The sequence below is a fragment of the Allobosea sp. OK403 genome (genome assembly GCF_900113835.1).
Lineage (GTDB): Bacteria > Pseudomonadota > Alphaproteobacteria > Rhizobiales > Beijerinckiaceae > Allobosea.
This window is the reverse complement of the sequence record NZ_FOQV01000015.1, coordinates 20,656-38,496: the sequence shown is the minus strand read 5'-3', so window position 1 is coordinate 38,496 and position 17,841 is coordinate 20,656. Positions and strand designations below refer to the sequence as shown.

Genomic DNA, 17,841 nt, shown 5'->3' with positions numbered 1-17,841 from the left:
AAATCGGCAGGCGTAGCGGAATCCACGGATCAGACGCGTCCGATCAGCGGATATTGCTCGGCCTCGTAGAGCTGGCCCGAGACCGGGGCGCTCTCGTCGGAGAGCCAGAAGGCGGTGTGGGCCGCGATCTCCTCGGGCTGCATGATCCGACCGGTCGGGGCGAGCTTGAGCGGGACATGGTCCTGCCAGCCGGGCTTTTGGCCCTCGCGCTGCTGCGTCGCATCCTCATTGGCGGTGAAGGTCCAGCCGACGTTGAGCTGGTTCACCCGGATATGCTCAGGTCCCAGCGCGTTGGCGAGGTTGCGCGTCATCGTCATCAGCGCGCCCTTCGACATCGAATAGACGGTCAGGTTGGAGAGCCCGCAATAGGCGTTGATCGAGCCGACGGTGACGATGGCGCCGCCGGATTTCTGCAGGCGGAAGGCGCGGATCGCGGCCTCGGCGCACAGCAGCGGCGCGCGGGTGTTGATCGCGAAGATATGGTCGAAGAAGGTCGCCGTGGTCTCACCGAGCACGCCGCGCGGATAGATGCCGGCATTGTTGACCAGCCCGTCGATGCGCCCGAAGGCCTTCACCGTGGCGTCGATCAGCGCTTGTGCGGTGGCGGGGTCGGCGAGGTCGCCGGTGGCTCCTTGCGCTGAAGCGCCGAGATGTCGGCAGGCGGCCTCGACCTCGGCCTCGTCGCGGCCATGGACGAGCACTTTTGCGCCGTCCGCCACCAGCCGCTGCGCCATGGCGTAGCCGATTCCGGTCGAGGAGCCGGTGACGAGGATGGCCTTGCCTGCAAGTCCGCGCATGGTTGCGTCTCTCCCTTTGACTTTCGCTCAGACCTAGCTCGTCTCCTTGCCGCCGTCATCCCGATGCGAGCGACCGTCATTGCGAGCGCAGCGAAGCAATCCAGGGGGCGTAGAGCGAGACCTCCTGGATTGCTTCGCTGCGCTCGCAATGACGGGGGCTGTGGAGAAACGCCGCAAGCGCTGGTCGGGTTGCCTTGCAGGGCTTAAGTTCCGCCCATGTCGCTTCACCTGCTCAAACTCTGCGTCGGCGCCGAATCGATCAGCGATCTCGAGGAATGGATCGAGGAGCAGTCGCTGCTGCGCCGGCGGATGGGCCGACCCGACGAGCAGACGCATACCACCCGCATGGTGCCCAAGCGCGTCAGCGAGATCGTCGATGGCGGTTCGCTCTATTGGGTGATCAAGGGCCAGATCTCGGCCCGCCAGCGCCTGACGGAGATCCGGCCGTTCACCGATGCGGATGGCATCGGCCGCTGCCATCTGGTGATGGAGCCGGCGGTGGTGCCGGTCGAGCCGCGCCCCTGCCGCCCTTTTCAGGGCTGGCGCTATCTCGCCGACAAGGACAAGCCGCGCGACATCGACGGCCGCAGCGGCGATCTCGGCGTGATGCCCGAAGCGATGCGGCGGGAGCTGGCAGAGTTGGGGTTGCTGTAGGTTTTCCGCGACCGTCATTCCGGGGCATCGCGCAGCGATGAGCCCGGAATGACGGCGCGGTTGGCAGAAAGGCCGTCCCTCACACCCCGATATTGTCGATCAGCCGCGTTCCGCCGATCCTGGCTGCCACCAGCAGACGGATCGGGCCATCGGCCAGCGAGGTTACGGCAGCGAGCGTGTCCGCGTGGCGGGCTTCAAGATAATCCAGCTCGAAGCCGGCCGAGATGATCTCGCCTTGCGCTTCGGTCACTGCCTTGAACAGGTCGTCACGATTGCGCAGGCGTACGGCGAGCGCTTGCATGACCTTGTGCAGCAGCGGCGCGAGCGCGCGATGCTCGGCCGAGAGGTAGCGGTTGCGCGAGGACATGGCGAGGCCGTCGGGCTCGCGGAAGGTCGGGAGCGGGACGATCTCGATGCCGAGGTCGAGATCGGCGGCCATCCGCGTCACCACCTTGAGCTGTTGATAATCCTTCTCGCCGAAGACGGCGCAATCGGCCTGACTCTGGGTAAAGAGTTTGCAGCAAACCGTTGCAACGCCTTCGAAATGTGTCGGCCGGAAGCGGTCATCGAGGCCGACCGCGGCGGGGCCGAGCAGCAGGATGCGGGTGGCAAAGCCCGGCGGATACATCTCCTCGACCTGGGGAAAGAAGACCGCATCGGCCTGCGCCTCGGCCAGCATCGCGCAGTCCTGGTCGAAGGTGCGCGGGTATTTCTTGAAGTCCTCATGCGGGGCGAACTGCGTCGGGTTGACGAAGATCGAGGTGATGACGCGCCGCGCGTGGCGCTGGGCTTCCTTCACCAGGGCGATATGGCCTTGATGCAGTGCGCCCATGGTCGGCACCAGCGCGACCTTCTCGCCCGCTGCATGCCAGGCCGCGACCTTGGCCCGCATGGCGGCGACCGTTTCGAAAACCGCTATCTGCGTCACTGCGCCTGTCCTCCCATTTTGCGGACGGGTAGCAAATGCGCGGGCGATGGCCAATATCAGGTCAACTATGATTTGCAGCGCCGTGCGACCGGGAGCCCCATGAGCGACAAGACCGACCGCGCCCTGGGCAAGGCCGAAACCACCACGCCGAAGGCTGCGGGTGCCTCGACGCCGGGTGCGATCGACCGTTTCCTTGGGGCCGCCAAGCAGCTCGCACCGCTGGCGACGGGGCAGGCGGGCCGGCTCGTCTTCGCGCTCGACGCCACGATGAGCCGCCAGCCGACCTGGGACCTCGCCTGCTCCTTGCAGGCGCGGATGTTCGAGGTCGCGGCGAAGAGCGGTGGGCTTGCGGTCCAGCTCGTCTATTTCCGTGGGCTGATGGAGTGCCGCTCATCGGGCTGGGTCGGCGAGCCGCAGCGCCTCAACGGGCTGATGAGCCAGATCGCCTGCGAGGGCGGCCAGACGCAGATCCATCGCGTGCTCAAGCATATCCGCAATGAGGCGAAGACTGTGCCGATCCGTGCCTTCGTCTTCGTTGGCGATGCGATGGAGGAGGATGTCGATGCGCTCGCCGCGCTCGCGGGCGAGCTCGGCCTGCGCGGAATTCGCGGCTTCCTATTCCAGGAGGGGTACGACCCCGCCGCCAGCGCCGCCTTTGCGACGATAGCGCGCCTGACCGGCGGTGCGCATGCGCGCTTCGACGTGAACGCGCCCGGCTCGCTGCTCGACCTGCTGCGCGGCGCCGCCGCCTATGCCAGCGGCGGGCGCGAGGCGCTATTGCGGCTCGCCGGCGGCAACGCTGCGGTCAAGGGGCTATTGAGCGCCATGGATGGAGGCCGAGCTTGAGCCTGTTTTACGGCGTCGCCGTGCTGATCCTGCTTTGGTGGGCGTCGAAACTGTTTGCCGGCGCCAATCCCAAGCTCCTGGCCAAGGCCGTGAAGACCGGGGGCGGCGTGCTTTCGCTTGGCGTCGCGGCCCTGCTGATGCTGCGCGGGCGGCTCGACATGGCGATCTTCGTCGGCGGGCTCGGCGCCTGGCTGCTCGGCTGGAGCGCCTATGGGCCGGGCGGAATGCGCTTTCCCTGGGGCGGAGGGGCTGGGACGAGCACGACGCCGGGCGCGCGCTCCAAGGTCGAATCCAGGCTGCTGCAGATGGAACTCGATCATGACAGTGGCGGCATGACCGGAAAGGTCCGAGCCGGGGCCTTTGCGGGGCGCGATCTCGATGGCTTGAGCCTGCCGGAGATCAGCGCCTTGATGCGCGAATGCCTCGCGAGCGATCCTGACGGCGCCCGCCTGCTAGAGGCATATCTCGACCGCCGGACGCCCGGCTGGCGTGAAGACGCTGATCGTCACCGCGACACGGGGCAGGGTGGCGCGGCGAGCCCGGGCGCGATGTCGCAGCAGGAGGCCTACGAGATCCTGGGGCTTCAGCCGGGGGCGAGCGAGCAGGCGATCCGCGAGGCCCATCGGAGCCTGATGAAGCGGATTCATCCGGATGCCGGCGGCAGCAGCGGCCTTGCCGCTCGCGTCAACCAGGCCAAGGACGTCCTTCTGAAGTGAGCCGAATGGCGGCAGGGTGTGGGGCTGGAACGACATCGGTCTCAGATCCTTTCCTGTCCGTCAGCCGCGGGTCGCGAAGCAGGCGAAACCGTCGCGCTTGAGCTTCGTGCAAGCGTTCTGGGCGTCCTTGGGGTCCTCGAAGCCGGCGAAGCGGGCGCGGAACAAGGTGGCGCCGCCCTTCTCGACCTTCTCGGTGAAGCCGGAGGCATCGGCCAGGGGGCCTGCTGCCTTGGAGCGAGCGCGGGCGAGGATGTCCTTGGCCTTGGCCTCGTCATCGGTGGCGCCGAGCTGGATGATCCATTTTCCGCTGGCGAGGCTCGCCACCGGGCGGGCGTCGTTCGCCTTGGTGTCGGCAGCGGCCTTGGCGACGACGGTGGTGGTGGCAGGCTCGGGCTTCTTATCCGCGACGGCTACGGCGACAGGCTGGCGCAGTTCGATCTTGCGCTCGGCCTGTTTCGTCTCTTGCTGCTTGACCTCCTGCGGCTTGCCCTGGGCGAGCTTGGCGAGGGCCTCTTCGTCGGGCTCGGAGACCTTGGCGATCGAGGAGGTGACGTCGACATTCGCCGGCGGGCGCAGGATCTTGGCGTCGGCCGGCTGGGAGCCGATCGACCAGCGCATCGCCGAAGGCGTCGTCGTGGCGGTCACGGTGCGCATGCCCGAAAGCTGCAATGGCTGGGCCCCAACATTGAGCGGGCGCGGCGGCGCGATCGGCGTCGTGGTGGTGGCGGTGTAGGCGCGGGCGGCGGCGGGAAGCGGCGCTTCCTGCTGGGTGCGCGGGCGCGGCACCGGCATGGGCGCGGGCTCGAAGGCGGCGGCGACAGCGACAGGCTGTGGCGGCGCGGCGGCGATCGGCGCGGCGCGGCGCGGCGCCTCCTCCGGCTCGGGCGCTTCGGCGACCATGGTCGAGGCACGACCGCTGGTGGCGGCGCGAGGCAGGTTGGCGACCACGAGATCGGCCATGATCTTGTCGCGGGAGGCGCCGGAGCGGCCGCCGAGCACGACCGAAACGATCTGGTGGCCTTCCGATTTCGCCGAGGTCATCAGGTTGAAGCCCGAGGCGCGGGTGTAGCCGGTCTTGATGCCGTCGACGCCCTCGATGCGGCCGAGCAGGCGATTATGACCCCGGATCGTGCGCTCGCCATATTGGAAGGAGCGCGTCTGGAAGAGCGGGAAATAACGCGGGAACCGCTCCTGGATCGCACGGGCCAGGATGGTGAGGTCGCGCGCCGTCGTCAGGTTCGGCGGGGAATGCGGCAGCCCGTGCGGGTTGTGGAAGCGTGTGGAGCTCATGCCGAGCGAGCGCGCCTTGCGCGTCATCATCTCGGCGAAGGCGTCCTCCGAGCCGGCGATGCTCTCGGCGACCACGACCGAGGCGTCGTTGGCCGAGAGCGTGATCATGCCCTTGATGGCGTCCTCGACCGCGATGGTGGCGCCCGGGCGCAGGCCGAGCTTGGTCGGCGGCTGGGCTGCGGCATAAGCCGAAACCTTGAGCTCGGAATCCATGCTGAAGCGGCCGCGCTCCATCTGCTCGAACAGCATATAGAGCGTCATGACCTTGGTCAGGGAGGCGGGGATGCGCGGCGCATCCTCATTGACGGCGTGCAGGGTGCGGCCGCTCTTCACGTCCACGACCATGGCCGCGTAAGGCGGCGTATAGCCGCCGCCGGCGCCATGATGGCGACGCTTGCGGGCTTCGGCCGGAGACGCGGCCATGCTGACCGCAATCGTGACGACACCGATCAGTCCGACGACCGCGCGAAGACGCGCGCGTCGGGTACCAACGCAACAAAAAGCCATGCAACCCGCCTCAACTCAGAACTCACGTCCCGATCCCGCACCACGTCAACAAACGTGGCGATAAGGACACAGTGGGAGAGGTTAGGCGGATGCGGTTACGGAGCCGTTAAAAAGCGACGCATCTGTTTCGGGCGGTCTGCGTCTGGTGCAATGCGGTGCGTCCTTGACATTCATGTTGCACTGCACAATATGTGGGCTGTCCCCGGTGGTGAACCTTTCATCTGACCTTGGGGCGAAGAACCTGGGCCCGCATGGGCTCGTCAGCAGAGGCGGCACTCCGGTGCCGGAGGGAAGAAACATGATCCAGCAGTTCGAGACGATCCAGAAGGCTTCGAAAGAGAACGTCGATGCGGCCCTGAAGGCTTTCGGCGCCACCTCCAAGGGCGTGCAGACCATCGCCGTCGAAGCTTCCGACTACGCCAAGAAGTCCTTCGAGGCCGGCACCGCGACGATCGAGAAGCTCGCCGCCGTGAAGACCTTGGACAAGGCGATCGAGATCCAGACCGACTACGTCAAGACCGCTTTCGAGGGCGCCGTCGCCCAGCTGACCAAGATGGGCGAGCTCTACACCGCCCTTGCCAAGGACGCCTACAAGCCGTTCGAAGGCATCGTCGCCAAGGCCGTTCCGGCCGCCAAGTGAGCTGACGCCACGCCGCCGCTGGCGGCGCAGGCTCGCTGACGCGATATGAAGCCCGGCCGTGAGGCCGGGCTTTTTCGTTGGCTTGGATCGGCGCTTCAGCCGTGGGCTGCCGGTGCCGCGATCCCGTCCAGGGCTGTGAGCGCATCGTCGGACAAGACGATATCCGCCGCAGCCAGATTGTCCCGCAGATGCGCGACGGACGAGGTTCCAGGGATCAGGAGAATGTTGGGCGCCCGCTGAAGCAGCCAGGCGAGCGCGACCTGCATCGGCTTGGCACCGAGCTGCGCGGCGACGTCCGACAGGATCGAGGATTGCAGCGGGTTGAAACCGCCGAGCGGGAAGAACGGCACATAGGCGAGGCCGTCGCGGGCGAGATCGTCGATCAACGCATCGTCGGCCCGATGCGCCAGATTGTACTGGTTCTGGACGCAGACGACCTCGACCATCTTGCGCGCGTCCGCGACCTGCCTCGGCGTGACATTGCTCAGCCCGATATGACGGATGAGGCCCTTGCGCTGGAGTTCGGCCAGCGTGGCGAGCGGCGCCTCCAGCGATCCTTCCGCCGGGCCGTGGACGTCGAACATGGCGCGGAGATTGACGACGTCCAAGACGTCGAGGCCGAGATTGCCGAGGTTGTCGTGGACCGCCTGCGTCAGTTCGTTTGCCGAGAAGGCCGGAATCCAGGATGCGTCCGCGCCGCGCCGGGCGCCGACCTTCGTGACGATGACGAGGTTGTCGGAATAGGGATGCAGGGCCTCGCGGATGATCCGGTTGGTGACGTGGGGCCCATAGAAATCCGAGGTGTCAATGTGGTTCACGCCCGCTGCCACCGCCTCGCGCAGGACGGCGAGCGCGGCGTCACGATCCTTGGGCGGGCCGAAGACGCCGGGCCCTGCGAGTTGCATGGCGCCATAGCCGAGGCGCTTCACGGGACGGTCGCCGAGGACGAATGGTTCGATCGTGGACATGGATGATCTCCTCTGGGAACGACCCCGAGCTAGTCATTGCCGGCTTGCACGATAACTGGTCATAATCGGCACAGGCTGTGCGGGATTCAAAACAATGAAAGCCGATCTGAGCGACCTCAACGCCTTTGTGGCGGTCGCGCGCGCCAAGGGCTTTCGCGACGGCGCACGGGCCAGCGGCGGTAGCGCATCGGGCTTGAGCGAAGCCGTGCGCCGGCTCGAGGCGCAGCTCGGTGTCAGGCTGCTCAACCGCACCACACGCAGCGTGGCCGTGACCGAGGCCGGCCAACGCCTGCTCGATCGTCTCGGGCCGGCCCTCCTGGAAGTGGAAACGGCGCTCGACGTCGTGAACAGCTTTCGCGACAGGCCAGCGGGAACGCTGCGTCTCAATGTGCCGGCCAGCGCGTCGCGGCTCATCCTGCCCGCCATCGTGCCGCCGTTCCTGGCCGCCTATCCGGAGATTCGGCTGGAGGTGGTCGCCGAGGAAAGCTTCGTCGATGTCCTCGCGGCCGGCTGCGACGCCGGCATCCGCTATGACGAGCGTCTGGAGCAGGACATGATCGCGGTGCCGATCGGCCCCCGCGTCCAGCGCTTTGCGGCTGCGGCGGCCACGAGCTATCTTGATCGCGCCGGCCGTCCGGCGCATCCCCGCGACCTGCTCGGCCATGCCTGCCTTCGTGGCCGCTTTGCGAGCGGCGGCATGGCCCCCTGGGAGTTCGAGCGCGACGGAGAGGTGGTGCGGGTCGATCCCACAGGACCGCTTCTGGTGACGATCGGTGCGGTCGACCTCAAGGTCGATGCTGCAATCGCGGGCTCCGGCATCGTCTATCTCTTCGAGGGCTGGCTGCGTCCGCATCTCGACAGCGGCGCGCTCGAACCGGTCCTCGAATCCTGGTGGCAGAGCTTTCCGGGACCGTTCCTGTATTATCCTGGCAGGCGCCTGGTTCCCGCTCCGCTGCGGGCCTTCCTCGATTTCGTCAAGGCAGCCGGCGGCCGGGCCTGACATGCGCCGCCGGGCGGCTATCTTCTTCGAACGCGGCCGTCTTCTTCAAACGCAGCCATCTTCTTCAAACGATTGAAAACTGAGCCGCGCAGGTGCATGTGTTGCGTATGTCGCCGCGCGGGTCGCGGCGCGCCCCAGCCAGCGGTTCGCACATGCTCGACAAAGCGCTTCCCCCTCGCACGCTCACGCTCAACGCCGCCGACAATGTCGCGGTCGCGGTCGATCCGGTCGATGTCGGCGTCACTGCCGCGGGCGTCACTGCGCTGAAACGGATTCCGCGCGGGCACAAGCTGGCGCTGAGCAAGATCGCGACCGGCGAGCCGATTCGTAAATTCGGCCAGATCATCGGCTTCGCCACGGTCGATATTCCGCCTGGTGAATGGGTGCATGAGCACAATACCGGCTTCCATGCCTTCGAGCGCGACTATGCCTTCTGCGCCGAAGCCAAGCCCGAATTCGTGCTGCCAGTCGAGCAGCAGGCGACTTTCGAGGGCTTCCGCCGCGAGGGTTCTGGCGGAAGACCGGGCAAGGCCGGCACGCGCAACTATGTCGGCATCCTGACCTCGGTGAACTGCTCGGCCTCGGCGGCGCGCTTCATGGCCGAGGAGGTCAAGCGTTCGGGCCTGCTGGCCGATTATCCCAATGTCGACGGTGTCATCGCGCTGACCCACGGCACCGGCTGCGGCATCGACTATAATGGCGAGAGCTTCGAAGTGCTGAAGCGCACCACCTGGGGCTATGCCTGCAACCCGAACATGGCCGCCGTCCTCGTCGTCGGCCTCGGCTGCGAAGGCTTCCAGATCAAGCGGATGAAGGATGCCTATGGCGTTGAGGAGAGCGACGTCTTCCGCACGCTGACGATCCAGGAAACCGGCGGGACCAAGAAGGCGGTCGCCGCGGGCATCGAGGCACTGAAGGTGATGCTGCCGATCGCCAACCGCGCCGTGCGCGAGACCGTGCCGGCCTCGGAATTGATGCTGGCTCTGCAATGCGGTGGCTCGGACGGCTATTCCGGCATCACCGCCAACCCGGCATTGGGCAAGGCCGTCGACCTCCTGGTCGAGCATGGCGGCACCGCGATCCTGTCGGAGACGCCGGAGATCTACGGCGCCGAGCATCTGCTGACCCGCCGGGCCGCCACCCGCGAGGTCGGAGAGAAGCTCGTCGGCATCATCAAATGGTGGGAGGACTATACCGCCCGCGCCCGGATGGACATGAACAACAACCCGTCGCCCGGCAACAAAGCCGGCGGGCTCACCACCATCCTGGAGAAGTCGCTTGGTGCGGCGGCCAAGGGCGGCACCAAGACGCTGGCCGCCGTTTATCATTATGCCGAGCAGGTGAAGTCCAAGGGCTTCGTCTATATGGACACGCCCGGCTACGACCCGGTCTCCGCCACGGGGCAGGTCGCTGGCGGCGCCAACATCCTCGCCTTCACCACGGGCCGCGGCTCGGCCTATGGCTGCAAGCCGACGCCCTCGGTGAAGCTCGCCACCAACACGCCGATGTATCTGAAGCAGACCGACGACATGGACATCAATTGCGGCGATGTGCTCGATGGCGTGACTCTGGAAGAGAAGGGCAAGGAGATCTTCGACTACCTGCTGCGCATCGCTTCGGGCGAGCACTCCAAGTCCGAAGAGATGGGCTATGGCGACGCCGAATTCGTGCCCTGGCAGATCGGCGCGACGATGTGAGCTTGTCCTTCTCCCGCAAAGCGGGTGGGCACGCTGTTTGATCGACGATCCGACGGGTGTGGCGCTAATAGTCGCCTAATCCGATGGGGGCAGTGCTGGGGGGCGCGGTCATGCGACAGATTCTTCTCGTTACGGTTCCGCGCGTCCTGCTCGGGCTGGTTTTCCTCGTCAGCGCGGTCGACGGCTTCTGGTGGCTTGCCACCGGCGTACACCTGATCCATCCGCCGACCAGCGAGCGCGGCATGGCCTTCGAGGCTGGACTGCAAAGCGCTGGCTTCTTCTGGCCGCTGTTGAAGGTGGTCAATCTGGCGGGTGCGCTCAGCCTGCTCCTGAACATCGTGCCGGCCTTCGGATTGGCCCTGCTCGCGCCGGTGATGACGGTGATCGTGCTGTTCCATCTGGCGATCAACCCGCAGGGCATCCCTGTGGCGATCATCCTGGTGGTGCTCGGGAGCCTCTTGGTCTGGGCCTATCGCGAGCGCTACGCGGCACTGTTCCGGTAGTTCGCTCCGTCATTGCGAGCGCAGCGAAGCAATCCAGAGCGGCGGGGCAAGACCCCCTGGATTGCTTCGCTGCGCTCGCAATGACGCAAAGCGGCAGTCTCTAAACAGAGAACCCTTTCAGCCTTTCGCCGAGTCCGCCAATCCGGTCGGCTGCGACATTGGCGATGGCGATGCGCAGATGCTGCTCCTGTTCCGGGCCGAAATAGGGGCCGGGCAGGGCGAGCACGCCGCGTTCCTGCACAAGTGCACGCGCGACTTCAGCGGCCGGCACGCCCGCGAAGGGATGCGCGACATAGGCGAAATAGGCGCCCGCCGCGAGCACGCGCCAGCCGTTCAGCGGGGCCATCGCGGCGCGGAACAAGGCGGCGCGGGCATTGATCTCGACGCGGTTGGCCTCGCGCCAGTCGCGGATGCCCTCGATGCCCCAGGTGATCGCCGCCTGGCCGGCGCGCACGGGGCTGATCTGGACGCAGTCGAGCACCTTGCCGATCTGCGCGACGACCTTCTCTCCCGCCGTGATCGCGCCCAGGCGCCAGCCCGGCACCGCATAGGCCTTGGAGAAGCTGTAGAGCCCGATGACAGAGTCTTGCCAAGCGCTTGCGGCAAAGACCTCATGTGGCCTAGCAAGGCCTTCAGGCAGGAAATCGCGATAGGTCTCGTCGAGCACGAGCCAGAGCCCGCGCCGTGCACAGAGCTCGGCGAAGGCGGCGATGGTGGCGGCCGAATAGACCGCGCCGGTCGGGTTGTTGGGCGTCACCAGCACGATGGCGCGGGTGCGCGCGTCGATCAGCTTCTCCGCGTCCGTGACATCCGGCACGAAGCCGGCGGCGGGATCGCAGGGCAGAGGCCTGGGCTCGACGCCGAGCATGGTCAGCGTCATCTCGTGATTGAAATACCAAGGCGTCGGCAAGAGCACATTGTCGCCGGCCCGGGCCAGCGCCATCATCGTGATGACATAAGCTTGGTTGCAGCCCGAGGTGATCGCGATCTCGCTGGGCGAGAAACGCGCGCCGTAGATACTCCCGATCTCCTTCGCATAGGCCTCGCGCAGGGCGAGATCGCCGGTGATCGCGCCATAGCGGGCGCTGTCGGTCGCGCCGGCCGCCTCACCGAGGCGCTGCAGCAGTTCCTGCGGTGGCGGCGAGCCAGGGACGGCCTGAGACAGGTCGATCAGCGGCCCGTTATGGCCGTCATAGGCGCGCGCCCAGCCTTGGGCCTCCGGGATCGGGGGCGTGCCGGTGTCGAGCAGGTCGGGGTTCAAGGTGGCTTGCGGCGTCTTCAACATGGCAGGCAGCTTTGGGATGCCGCGCCGCCCTCGTCAATCAGCCATCCTTGTCAATCAACTTGGACGCAAGCGGGTTATCACCCCATATCATTGCGGCAGGCAGGATCGAGCCCGGGCAAAGACATGCAGGACGAGACCAACGGCGCCATCGACGAACTCCACGCCATGCTCGACCGGGCAGCAGTGATCGTCGGCTTTACCGGAGCCGGCATCTCGACTGAATCCGGCGTGCCGGATTTCCGCACGCCGGGTTCACCCTGGATGGTCCACAAGCCGATCCCGTTTGCTGCCTTCACCGCCAGCCGCGAGGCGCGCATCGAGGCCTGGCGGCGCAAATTCGCAATGGACGATCATTTCGCTGGTGCCGGCCCCAATCGTGGCCACCGCGCTTTGGCGCGGTTGGTGAGCGAGGGCCGCTCGCCCGGCATCGTCACCCAGAACATCGACGGCCTGCATCAGGCCTCGGGCATACCCGATGAGCGCATCGTCGAACTGCATGGCAACGGCACCTACGCTACCTGCCTGACCTGCGGCTGGCGCCATGAGCTTGCTGCGATCAGGCCGGTCTTCGAGGCGACGGGCGAGCCGCCGAGCTGCATCATGTGCGGCGGCAACGTCAAATCGGCGACGATCTCGTTTGGCCAGGCGATGCCGCAGATCCAGATGCAGCGAGCCCATGCGCTGACGCTGCAGGCCGATCTCTTCCTCGTTGTCGGCTCTTCGCTCGTCGTCTTTCCCGCTGCAGCGATTCCCGTCATCGCTAAGCGCAATGGCGCGAAACTCGTCATCGTCAACCGCGAGGCAACGGAGCTCGACGCCATCGCCGATCTCGTGGTGCGGGCTGAGATCGGCCCGGCGCTGGGGCGATTGGCGGGGTAGGGGGCCGCGTTGCGGGGAGGCGCCGTATTCCGGTAGCCGCGCGCCTTATGCGGCGGGCATGGGATTCCCTTCGACCCGTTTCGCACATTGGACATGTGCGTTATATGCGCTATATTCGGGGTATGCCGAATATAGCAAACAAGCACATGGCGGCCAACGAGCAATGCTTCATCGAGGATGCGGCCCGGTTGCTGATCCCCTGGGGTGTGCCCCAGACCGCGGCGCGCCTTTACGGCTATCTGCTGCTCCACGCCGAGCCGGTCAGCCTCGACCGCATCACGGCCGAGCTCGAGATCAGCAAGAGCAGCGCCAGCGTCGCCGCGCGATTGCTGGAAGCCTACAGGCTTGCCCAGCGTCACGGCGAGCGCGGAAGCAAGCGCGCCTTGTACGCGGTGTCCGATAATTACGAGGGCATGCTGACCGAACAGAACCGCTTGCTCGATGCGCTCGCCGCTCTCCTCAGGAACGGCGCAGGCACCGTCGCCTCGGCAGGAGCGCGGGACCGCCTCGAGGACATGGCCGAGTTCTACCTGGCGATACGCCAGGCGATGGAGGCAGCACTTGAGCAGTGGCGCGCGAAGAGGCCGCGATCCTGACGCGGCGATCGATCGGCATTGCGTCGCATAGTCAAGTCAGTCTTGGGCCAAGTCAGTGTTGGGCCAAGTCAGTCTTGGGCCAAAGCCAGTCTGGAGACAATTTCGCCGAAGGAGCGAGCGACATGGAACGGACCGAAACGCCCCTGGAGCCGAGCGCGATGTCGCGCAGCACGGCCATTGCCTATGCGATCGGGCTGCCGCTCTCGCTGCTAGGATTGATCTTCTGGCCTGCCGGCACAATCGCCTGGCGGCCCGGATGGGTCTTCCTTGCGGTATTGATTTTGGGCTTTGGCGCTTCGGCTCTCGTGCTCGCCTGGGTCAATCCGATTATCTATCGCGCGCGCAGCCGCTTCCAGGCGGGCACGAAAAGCTGGGACAAGGCGCTGCTCGCGGTCATCCTGCCGGCGATGGTGGCGATCCTGCCGGTCGCCGCGCTCGATGCCGGGCGATTCCACTGGTCGATTGTGCCGGCCTGGGCGGTGCTGTCGGGTTATGTTGCCGTACTGGGCGGGATCGTGGTGACGGCCTGGGCGCAGGCGATGAATCCGTATTTCGAACCGGGCGTCCGGATCCAGTCCGAGCGGCATCAGCGCGTGATCGATAGTGGCCCCTATCGTTTCGTGCGCCACCCCGGCTATATCGCCGCGCTGTCCCTGTTCTTCGGCATGGCGCTTGCGCTGGGCTCGCTCTGGGCGCTCGTTCCCGCTGCTCTGGCGGCTGCGGTCCTCGTCCTGCGCACATCATGGGAAGACCGGCTGCTGCGGGCCGAGCTTCCTGGATATGACGATTATGCCCATCGAGTGCGGTGGAGATTGGTCCCAGGCCTCTGGTGAAGGCCGGGCTTTCCATCGGTTGTCGAGCATCCGGCGGGCCGCCTGACCACTCGCGGCTCGCCATCGCCATGCGCACCATAGCTGACGCGGCCTGTCAGCATCTCTCCTGTCCTGGCTTCACTCCTCCCTTGGCGGTGCTAAGCAAGAGGTGCAGCTCCGTTGAGAGGGATTTCGGGATGGCTCACGACGCGTTGTTCGAGCGGCTCTGGAGCGGCGCCGCCCCCATGGAGGAGTGGACGGCGGCGGTATCGGAGGGCGCGATCACGCAGGTCGCCGACACCATTATCACCGTCCATACGACGTATTTCTGCGGCAGCGTCACGGCCATCCGCACCGATGCCGGGCTCGTCCTGATCGACACGGCCAAGCCCGATACCGCGGCCCGGACCCTGGCCGTCGTGCGAGGCTGGGACGACAGCCCGATCCACACCGTGATCTACACCCACGGCCATATCGACCACACCAGCGGCATCACGCTCATCGACGAGGAAGCGGATGCGAGGGGCCGCCCCAGGCCGCGCATCGTGGCTCACCGGAATGTGCGGCGCCGCATGGAGCGATACGAAGCGTCGCACGGCTTCAACAGCCTGGTTCAGGGCCAGCAGTTCAACAAGCCGGGCTATGTCTACCCGATCGGCCAGCGGCGGCCTGACGAGGTCTATGACGAGAGCTTGTCGCTCACGATCGGCGGTGAGGAGATCGCGCTCTTCCACGGGCGTGGCGAAACCGACGACGCCAGCTTCGTCTGGCTGCCGAAGCGGCGCGTCCTGGCGAGCGGGGACTTCGTGATCTGGGTGTTCCCGAATGCGGGCAACCCGCGCAAGGTCCAGCGTTATGCCGCGGATTGGGCGGTCGCATTGCGGCGCATGCAAAAACTCGAGCCGGAGATCCTGATCCCGGGCCATGGGCCGGTGATTTTCGGCAAGGAGCGGGCCGCGCAGGTGCTGCGGGACGGTGCCGAGGCACTCGAATATCTGACGAGTGAGACGCTCCGGTTGATCAACGAGGGCGCTACGCTCGATGAGGTGCTGCACGCGGTCAAAGTCCCGCCCCGCTATCTCGCGAAGCCTTATCTGCTGCCGAAATATGACGATCCCGAATTCCTCGTTCGGGCCATCTACCATTTCTATGCCGGCTGGTTCGATGGCGATCCGGCGCATCTGAAGCCGGCGCGGACTGCCGATCTGGCATTGGAACTGGCGCGGCTCGCGGGCGGCGCGGACAAGCTTGCCGAGCGGGCTGCTATCCTGTCCGGGGAAGGCCAGACGCGGCTAGCGGCGCAGCTTGCCGAATTCGCCGGCGCGGCCGCTCCGGCGGACGCGCGGATTCAAGCCATCCGCGCCGCCGTTCTCCAGAGATGCATCGACGGTGAGACCACGCTGATGGGGAAGGCCTTTTTCGCGGTCTACCAGCGCGATGCGGAAGCGAAATCGAAAGCCTGATTGAGCGGCGGCCGAAAAGGCTGGTGCCCCTTCATGGACGCTCGACGGGCGGCGCTTTAAGCATTTCAACCGCTGGATGTCGGAGGAGACGCAGCATGGACCGGTTCACGGGTGGTTGCCTATGCGGCGACGTCCGGATTGTGGCGTCGGGGCGCCCATACCGGGTCGGCCTTTGTCACTGTCTCGACTGCCGCAAGCATCATGGGGCGCTTTTTCACGCGTCCGCGGTGTTCCCTCAGGATGCGGTGACGATCGATGGCGAAACACGCGACTATGCCGGGCGGTTTTTCTGTCCCCGTTGCGGCTCGCCCGTTTTCGCGCGCAGCGCCGACGAAATCGAAGTGAACCTGGGATCGCTGGATGCTCCCGACCAGCTGATGCCGACCTATGAGCTCTGGACGATCCGCCGAGAGGCCTGGTTGCCGCCATTTCCGCTCAAGAGACGATACGAGCGTGATCGTGACGCCACGAGCCGCTTTGAGGATTAGGTCGCACGAGCGGGGCGAGGGCGCCGTGCCGACATTCCATTCCGCCGGGCGAGGACGATAGCCAGGGATCCGGCTGCCGCCCATGGGCGCATCGTTTCGCCCAGGGAAAGCACCGGGCTGTGCTGCGGGCGATTGTCTTGGCCCGCTCCCCGGCGCAGCCGGCAATCATGGGGAGCAGGCAAGCCACGGCCCTTCCGTCTTTCGCCAGGACCAGAGGGTAGCTCGGAATGATGGCGTGGTTTCGGAGGCCCAACATCCAGCGAACTTACCCGGCGTCATGATTGCAGCTTTGGGGGCAGTGCAATTTTGGATGTCCCCCGATGACACAGAACGCCCCGAAAGCGAACGCAGATGCCGCTCAGGCATCCTCCCGTCCGGTCTTGAGACGGCTCGCGAATGCCTTGACCGGCGGGGCTTGTGCCTTCGCGCTGTCGGTCCCGCTGCTCAGCGAAGAGGTCATGGCTCAGAGCTGGCAGCTCAGCTCGCAGTATTATTCAGGGGGCTCGACCTGGACGTTCCGCAAGCTTCGTCCGGGCAATGGCTCCATCACCGAGCTCAAGGAGCCGGCGCCTGCGAACAACTGCCCGGTCTCCGCCTTCGAGGTGGTGAACCCGAAGCGCGGAGAGCTGCGCTGCGTCGGCTATGTCGCCCCGTCCTGGCTGCGCTAGAGCAGGTGCGAAACGTGGGAGCCGGTTTTTCGCATCGATCCTGCTCTCACTCTTAAGATGAGAGATGGATTCAGGTTTTAGATGGATCACCTTGTGATTCCATCTGAAATCATCCGGCCCTAGGGGTCGGCGGTAGGGCGCGCCGCATGCCTCATCGAACGGCATAGTAGCCGGGCTGATCGATATCGCTGAGCAGGTCCGGGCCGGTCGGCTGCCAACCGAGCAGCAACCGCGTGCGTTCGCTCGACGCCGCCATGTCAGCGCCTGCGAAGTCGGCGAACCAGCCGAAATGCTCGCGGCCACGCGATTCGACGGGCAAGCCGAGCCGGCGGCCGATCACCTCGGCGATATCCTTGAAGGGCGTGCCTTCGTCGGCGACCGCGTGATAGGCGGGCTCGGTTGCGCCCTGTTCGAGTGCGAGCCGGTAGAGGCGCCCAGTGTCCAGCCGGTGCACGCCGGCCCAGCGGTTCTGGCCCTCGCCGATATAGGCCGACACGCCCTTCTCGCGCGCCATCGCAATCAGGATCGGGATGAAGCCGTGGTCGCCAAGGCCGTGGACCGACGGCGCGAGCCGGATCGTTGCAGCGCGCACGCCGCGCTCCGCCAGCGCTCGCGCTGCCGCCTCGGATCGACGTGGGAAGGATGGATCGGAGGAGGGCACGTCCAGCTCGGTCGCGACCCGGCCCGGTGCGAGGCGCGCGAAGCCCGAGGTGACGAGTAGCGGACGGTCCGATCCCTCCAGCGCGCCTCCCAGCGTCTCAATGGCGCGCTGGTCCTGCTGGGCATTCTCGGCGAATCTGGAGAAATCGTGATTGAACGCGGTGTGGATCACAGCGTCCGCTGCCGAGGCTGCGCTGCGCAACGCATCGAGATCATCAAGCGCGCCGCGCAGCACATCGGCGCCGGTGGCTGCGAGCTCGGCAGCTTTCTCGTCAGAGCGGGCCAGTCCCGTCACTTTATGGCCGGCTCCGACCAGCTCCTCGACCACCGCCGAGCCGACCCAGCCGGTGGCTCCCGTCACGAATATGCGCATGCGTTCAGCCTCCAGAATTCTGCTGTGGCCATTGTGAGCAGGCTAGATATTCAGGTAAAGTAGTGAGCTTA

19 protein-coding genes are annotated in these 17,841 nt (G+C 66.2%); 13 read left to right on the top strand and 6 right to left on the bottom strand.

The features are described 5' to 3' along the window. Positions 1-29 precede the first annotated feature (29 nt). Complete coding sequence (locus tag BMZ97_RS28055; RefSeq protein ID WP_092177692.1) at positions 30-797, bottom strand: SDR family NAD(P)-dependent oxidoreductase; 768 nt, start codon at positions 795-797, stop codon at positions 30-32. Positions 798-1,013: 216 nt separating this feature from the next. Between BMZ97_RS28055 and BMZ97_RS28050 the strand changes: the two genes are divergently transcribed. Continuing rightward, the gene (locus BMZ97_RS28050; protein WP_092177690.1) at positions 1,014-1,451 is read left to right on the top strand and encodes a DUF1489 family protein; all 438 of its coding nucleotides are present in this window, start codon (positions 1,014-1,016) and stop codon (positions 1,449-1,451) included. A 79-nt stretch (positions 1,452-1,530) separates the two neighbouring features. Here the strand turns inward: BMZ97_RS28050 and panC are convergent, their stop codons facing one another. Beyond that, a complete protein-coding gene (gene panC, locus BMZ97_RS28045) occupies positions 1,531-2,370 on the bottom strand; it encodes a pantoate--beta-alanine ligase (RefSeq protein WP_280141794.1) in 840 nt (279 codons plus the stop codon). Positions 2,371-2,478: 108 nt separating this feature from the next. Here panC and BMZ97_RS28040 point away from each other — a divergent pair, with 108 nt between their 5' ends. Next, a complete protein-coding gene (locus BMZ97_RS28040) occupies positions 2,479-3,225 on the top strand; it encodes a hypothetical protein (RefSeq protein ID WP_092177686.1) in 747 nt (248 codons plus the stop codon). Continuing rightward, on the top strand, positions 3,222-3,941 hold the full coding sequence (locus tag BMZ97_RS28035; RefSeq protein ID WP_092177684.1) for a DnaJ domain-containing protein: 720 nt from the start codon (positions 3,222-3,224) through the stop codon (positions 3,939-3,941). Before BMZ97_RS28040 ends, BMZ97_RS28035 begins: the two co-directional genes overlap by 4 nt. 60 nt (positions 3,942-4,001) lie before the next feature. On the opposite strand, the gene BMZ97_RS31675 is transcribed toward BMZ97_RS28035, so the two are convergent. Then, the gene (locus tag BMZ97_RS31675; RefSeq protein ID WP_244546641.1) at positions 4,002-5,654 is read right to left on the bottom strand and encodes a serine hydrolase; all 1,653 of its coding nucleotides are present in this window, start codon (positions 5,652-5,654) and stop codon (positions 4,002-4,004) included. 382 nt (positions 5,655-6,036) lie between these two features. Between BMZ97_RS31675 and BMZ97_RS28025 the strand changes: the two genes are divergently transcribed. Beyond that, positions 6,037-6,378: a phasin family protein gene (locus tag BMZ97_RS28025; RefSeq protein ID WP_069692005.1), complete on the top strand. Its 342-nt coding sequence runs from the start codon at positions 6,037-6,039 to the stop codon at positions 6,376-6,378. A gap of 95 nt (positions 6,379-6,473) precedes the next feature. Here the strand turns inward: BMZ97_RS28025 and BMZ97_RS28020 are convergent, their stop codons facing one another. Further along, entirely contained in the window at positions 6,474-7,346 is an 873-nt protein-coding gene (locus BMZ97_RS28020) for an aldo/keto reductase family oxidoreductase (protein WP_092177682.1), read from the bottom strand. 94 nt (positions 7,347-7,440) lie between these two features. Here BMZ97_RS28020 and BMZ97_RS28015 point away from each other — a divergent pair, with 94 nt between their 5' ends. The 3 genes from BMZ97_RS28015 to BMZ97_RS28005 all read left to right on the top strand — a co-directional run bounded on the left by BMZ97_RS28015 (position 7,441) and on the right by BMZ97_RS28005 (position 10,546). Further along, positions 7,441-8,346 carry a LysR family transcriptional regulator gene (locus tag BMZ97_RS28015; protein WP_092177680.1) on the top strand — a complete coding sequence of 302 codons (906 nt, stop codon included), beginning with the start codon at positions 7,441-7,443 and terminating at the stop codon, positions 8,344-8,346. A gap of 152 nt (positions 8,347-8,498) precedes the next feature. After that, the gene (locus BMZ97_RS28010; RefSeq protein WP_092177829.1) at positions 8,499-10,043 is read left to right on the top strand and encodes a UxaA family hydrolase; all 1,545 of its coding nucleotides are present in this window, start codon (positions 8,499-8,501) and stop codon (positions 10,041-10,043) included. Between the two features lie 110 nt (positions 10,044-10,153). Continuing rightward, positions 10,154-10,546, top strand: a complete 393-nt coding sequence (locus BMZ97_RS28005; protein WP_139221367.1) for a hypothetical protein — start codon at positions 10,154-10,156, stop codon at positions 10,544-10,546. Between the two features lie 100 nt (positions 10,547-10,646). Here BMZ97_RS28005 and BMZ97_RS28000 read toward each other — a convergent pair whose 3' ends face one another. After that, the gene (locus BMZ97_RS28000) at positions 10,647-11,831 is read right to left on the bottom strand and encodes an aminotransferase (protein ID WP_092177676.1); all 1,185 of its coding nucleotides are present in this window, start codon (positions 11,829-11,831) and stop codon (positions 10,647-10,649) included. 123 nt (positions 11,832-11,954) lie between these two features. On the opposite strand from BMZ97_RS28000, the gene BMZ97_RS27995 reads away from it, so the two are divergent. The 6 genes from BMZ97_RS27995 to BMZ97_RS27970 all read left to right on the top strand — a co-directional run bounded on the left by BMZ97_RS27995 (position 11,955) and on the right by BMZ97_RS27970 (position 16,737). Next, on the top strand, positions 11,955-12,710 hold the full coding sequence (locus BMZ97_RS27995) for an SIR2 family NAD-dependent protein deacylase (protein ID WP_244546640.1): 756 nt from the start codon (positions 11,955-11,957) through the stop codon (positions 12,708-12,710). Positions 12,711-12,856: 146 nt separating this feature from the next. Continuing rightward, positions 12,857-13,306 (top strand): GbsR/MarR family transcriptional regulator, encoded by a 450-nt coding sequence (locus BMZ97_RS27990; protein WP_244546639.1) that lies wholly within the window; start codon positions 12,857-12,859, stop codon positions 13,304-13,306. Between the two features lie 122 nt (positions 13,307-13,428). Beyond that, positions 13,429-14,139, top strand: coding sequence for a methyltransferase family protein (locus tag BMZ97_RS27985; RefSeq protein WP_210188354.1), 711 nt, complete (start codon positions 13,429-13,431; stop codon positions 14,137-14,139). Positions 14,140-14,315: 176 nt separating this feature from the next. After that, positions 14,316-15,581 (top strand): alkyl sulfatase dimerization domain-containing protein, encoded by a 1,266-nt coding sequence (locus BMZ97_RS27980; protein ID WP_175525780.1) that lies wholly within the window; start codon positions 14,316-14,318, stop codon positions 15,579-15,581. 95 nt (positions 15,582-15,676) lie between these two features. After that, complete coding sequence (locus BMZ97_RS27975; protein ID WP_092177670.1) at positions 15,677-16,069, top strand: GFA family protein; 393 nt, start codon at positions 15,677-15,679, stop codon at positions 16,067-16,069. A gap of 320 nt (positions 16,070-16,389) precedes the next feature. Further along, a complete protein-coding gene (locus BMZ97_RS27970) occupies positions 16,390-16,737 on the top strand; it encodes a hypothetical protein (RefSeq protein WP_139221365.1) in 348 nt (115 codons plus the stop codon). A 151-nt stretch (positions 16,738-16,888) separates the two neighbouring features. Here the strand turns inward: BMZ97_RS27970 and BMZ97_RS27965 are convergent, their stop codons facing one another. After that, positions 16,889-17,770 carry an SDR family oxidoreductase gene (locus BMZ97_RS27965; protein ID WP_092177667.1) on the bottom strand — a complete coding sequence of 294 codons (882 nt, stop codon included), beginning with the start codon at positions 17,768-17,770 and terminating at the stop codon, positions 16,889-16,891. Between the last annotated feature and the right edge of the window lie 71 nt (positions 17,771-17,841).

Bases quoted from the DNA above. Each gene is read 5' to 3' on its own strand.
- BMZ97_RS28055 (WP_092177692.1), bottom strand. From the start codon at position 797: ATGCGCGGACTTGCAGGCAAGGCCATCCTCGTCACCGGCTCCTCGACC.
- BMZ97_RS28050 (WP_092177690.1), top strand. From the start codon at position 1,014: ATGTCGCTTCACCTGCTCAAACTCTGCGTCGGCGCCGAATCGATCAGC.
- BMZ97_RS28040 (WP_092177686.1), top strand. From the start codon at position 2,479: ATGAGCGACAAGACCGACCGCGCCCTGGGCAAGGCCGAAACCACCACG.
- BMZ97_RS31675 (WP_244546641.1), bottom strand. From the start codon at position 5,654: ATGGCCGCGTCTCCGGCCGAAGCCCGCAAGCGTCGCCATCATGGCGCC.
- BMZ97_RS28025 (WP_069692005.1), top strand. From the start codon at position 6,037: ATGATCCAGCAGTTCGAGACGATCCAGAAGGCTTCGAAAGAGAACGTC.
- BMZ97_RS28020 (WP_092177682.1), bottom strand. From the start codon at position 7,346: ATGTCCACGATCGAACCATTCGTCCTCGGCGACCGTCCCGTGAAGCGC.
- BMZ97_RS28015 (WP_092177680.1), top strand. From the start codon at position 7,441: ATGAAAGCCGATCTGAGCGACCTCAACGCCTTTGTGGCGGTCGCGCGC.
- BMZ97_RS28010 (WP_092177829.1), top strand. From the start codon at position 8,499: ATGCTCGACAAAGCGCTTCCCCCTCGCACGCTCACGCTCAACGCCGCC.
- BMZ97_RS28005 (WP_139221367.1), top strand. From the start codon at position 10,154: ATGCGACAGATTCTTCTCGTTACGGTTCCGCGCGTCCTGCTCGGGCTG.
- BMZ97_RS28000 (WP_092177676.1), bottom strand. From the start codon at position 11,831: ATGTTGAAGACGCCGCAAGCCACCTTGAACCCCGACCTGCTCGACACC.
- BMZ97_RS27995 (WP_244546640.1), top strand. From the start codon at position 11,955: ATGCAGGACGAGACCAACGGCGCCATCGACGAACTCCACGCCATGCTC.
- BMZ97_RS27990 (WP_244546639.1), top strand. From the start codon at position 12,857: ATGGCGGCCAACGAGCAATGCTTCATCGAGGATGCGGCCCGGTTGCTG.
- BMZ97_RS27985 (WP_210188354.1), top strand. From the start codon at position 13,429: ATGGAACGGACCGAAACGCCCCTGGAGCCGAGCGCGATGTCGCGCAGC.
- BMZ97_RS27980 (WP_175525780.1), top strand. From the start codon at position 14,316: ATGGCTCACGACGCGTTGTTCGAGCGGCTCTGGAGCGGCGCCGCCCCC.
- BMZ97_RS27975 (WP_092177670.1), top strand. From the start codon at position 15,677: ATGGACCGGTTCACGGGTGGTTGCCTATGCGGCGACGTCCGGATTGTG.
- BMZ97_RS27970 (WP_139221365.1), top strand. From the start codon at position 16,390: ATGACACAGAACGCCCCGAAAGCGAACGCAGATGCCGCTCAGGCATCC.
- BMZ97_RS27965 (WP_092177667.1), bottom strand. From the start codon at position 17,770: ATGCGCATATTCGTGACGGGAGCCACCGGCTGGGTCGGCTCGGCGGTG.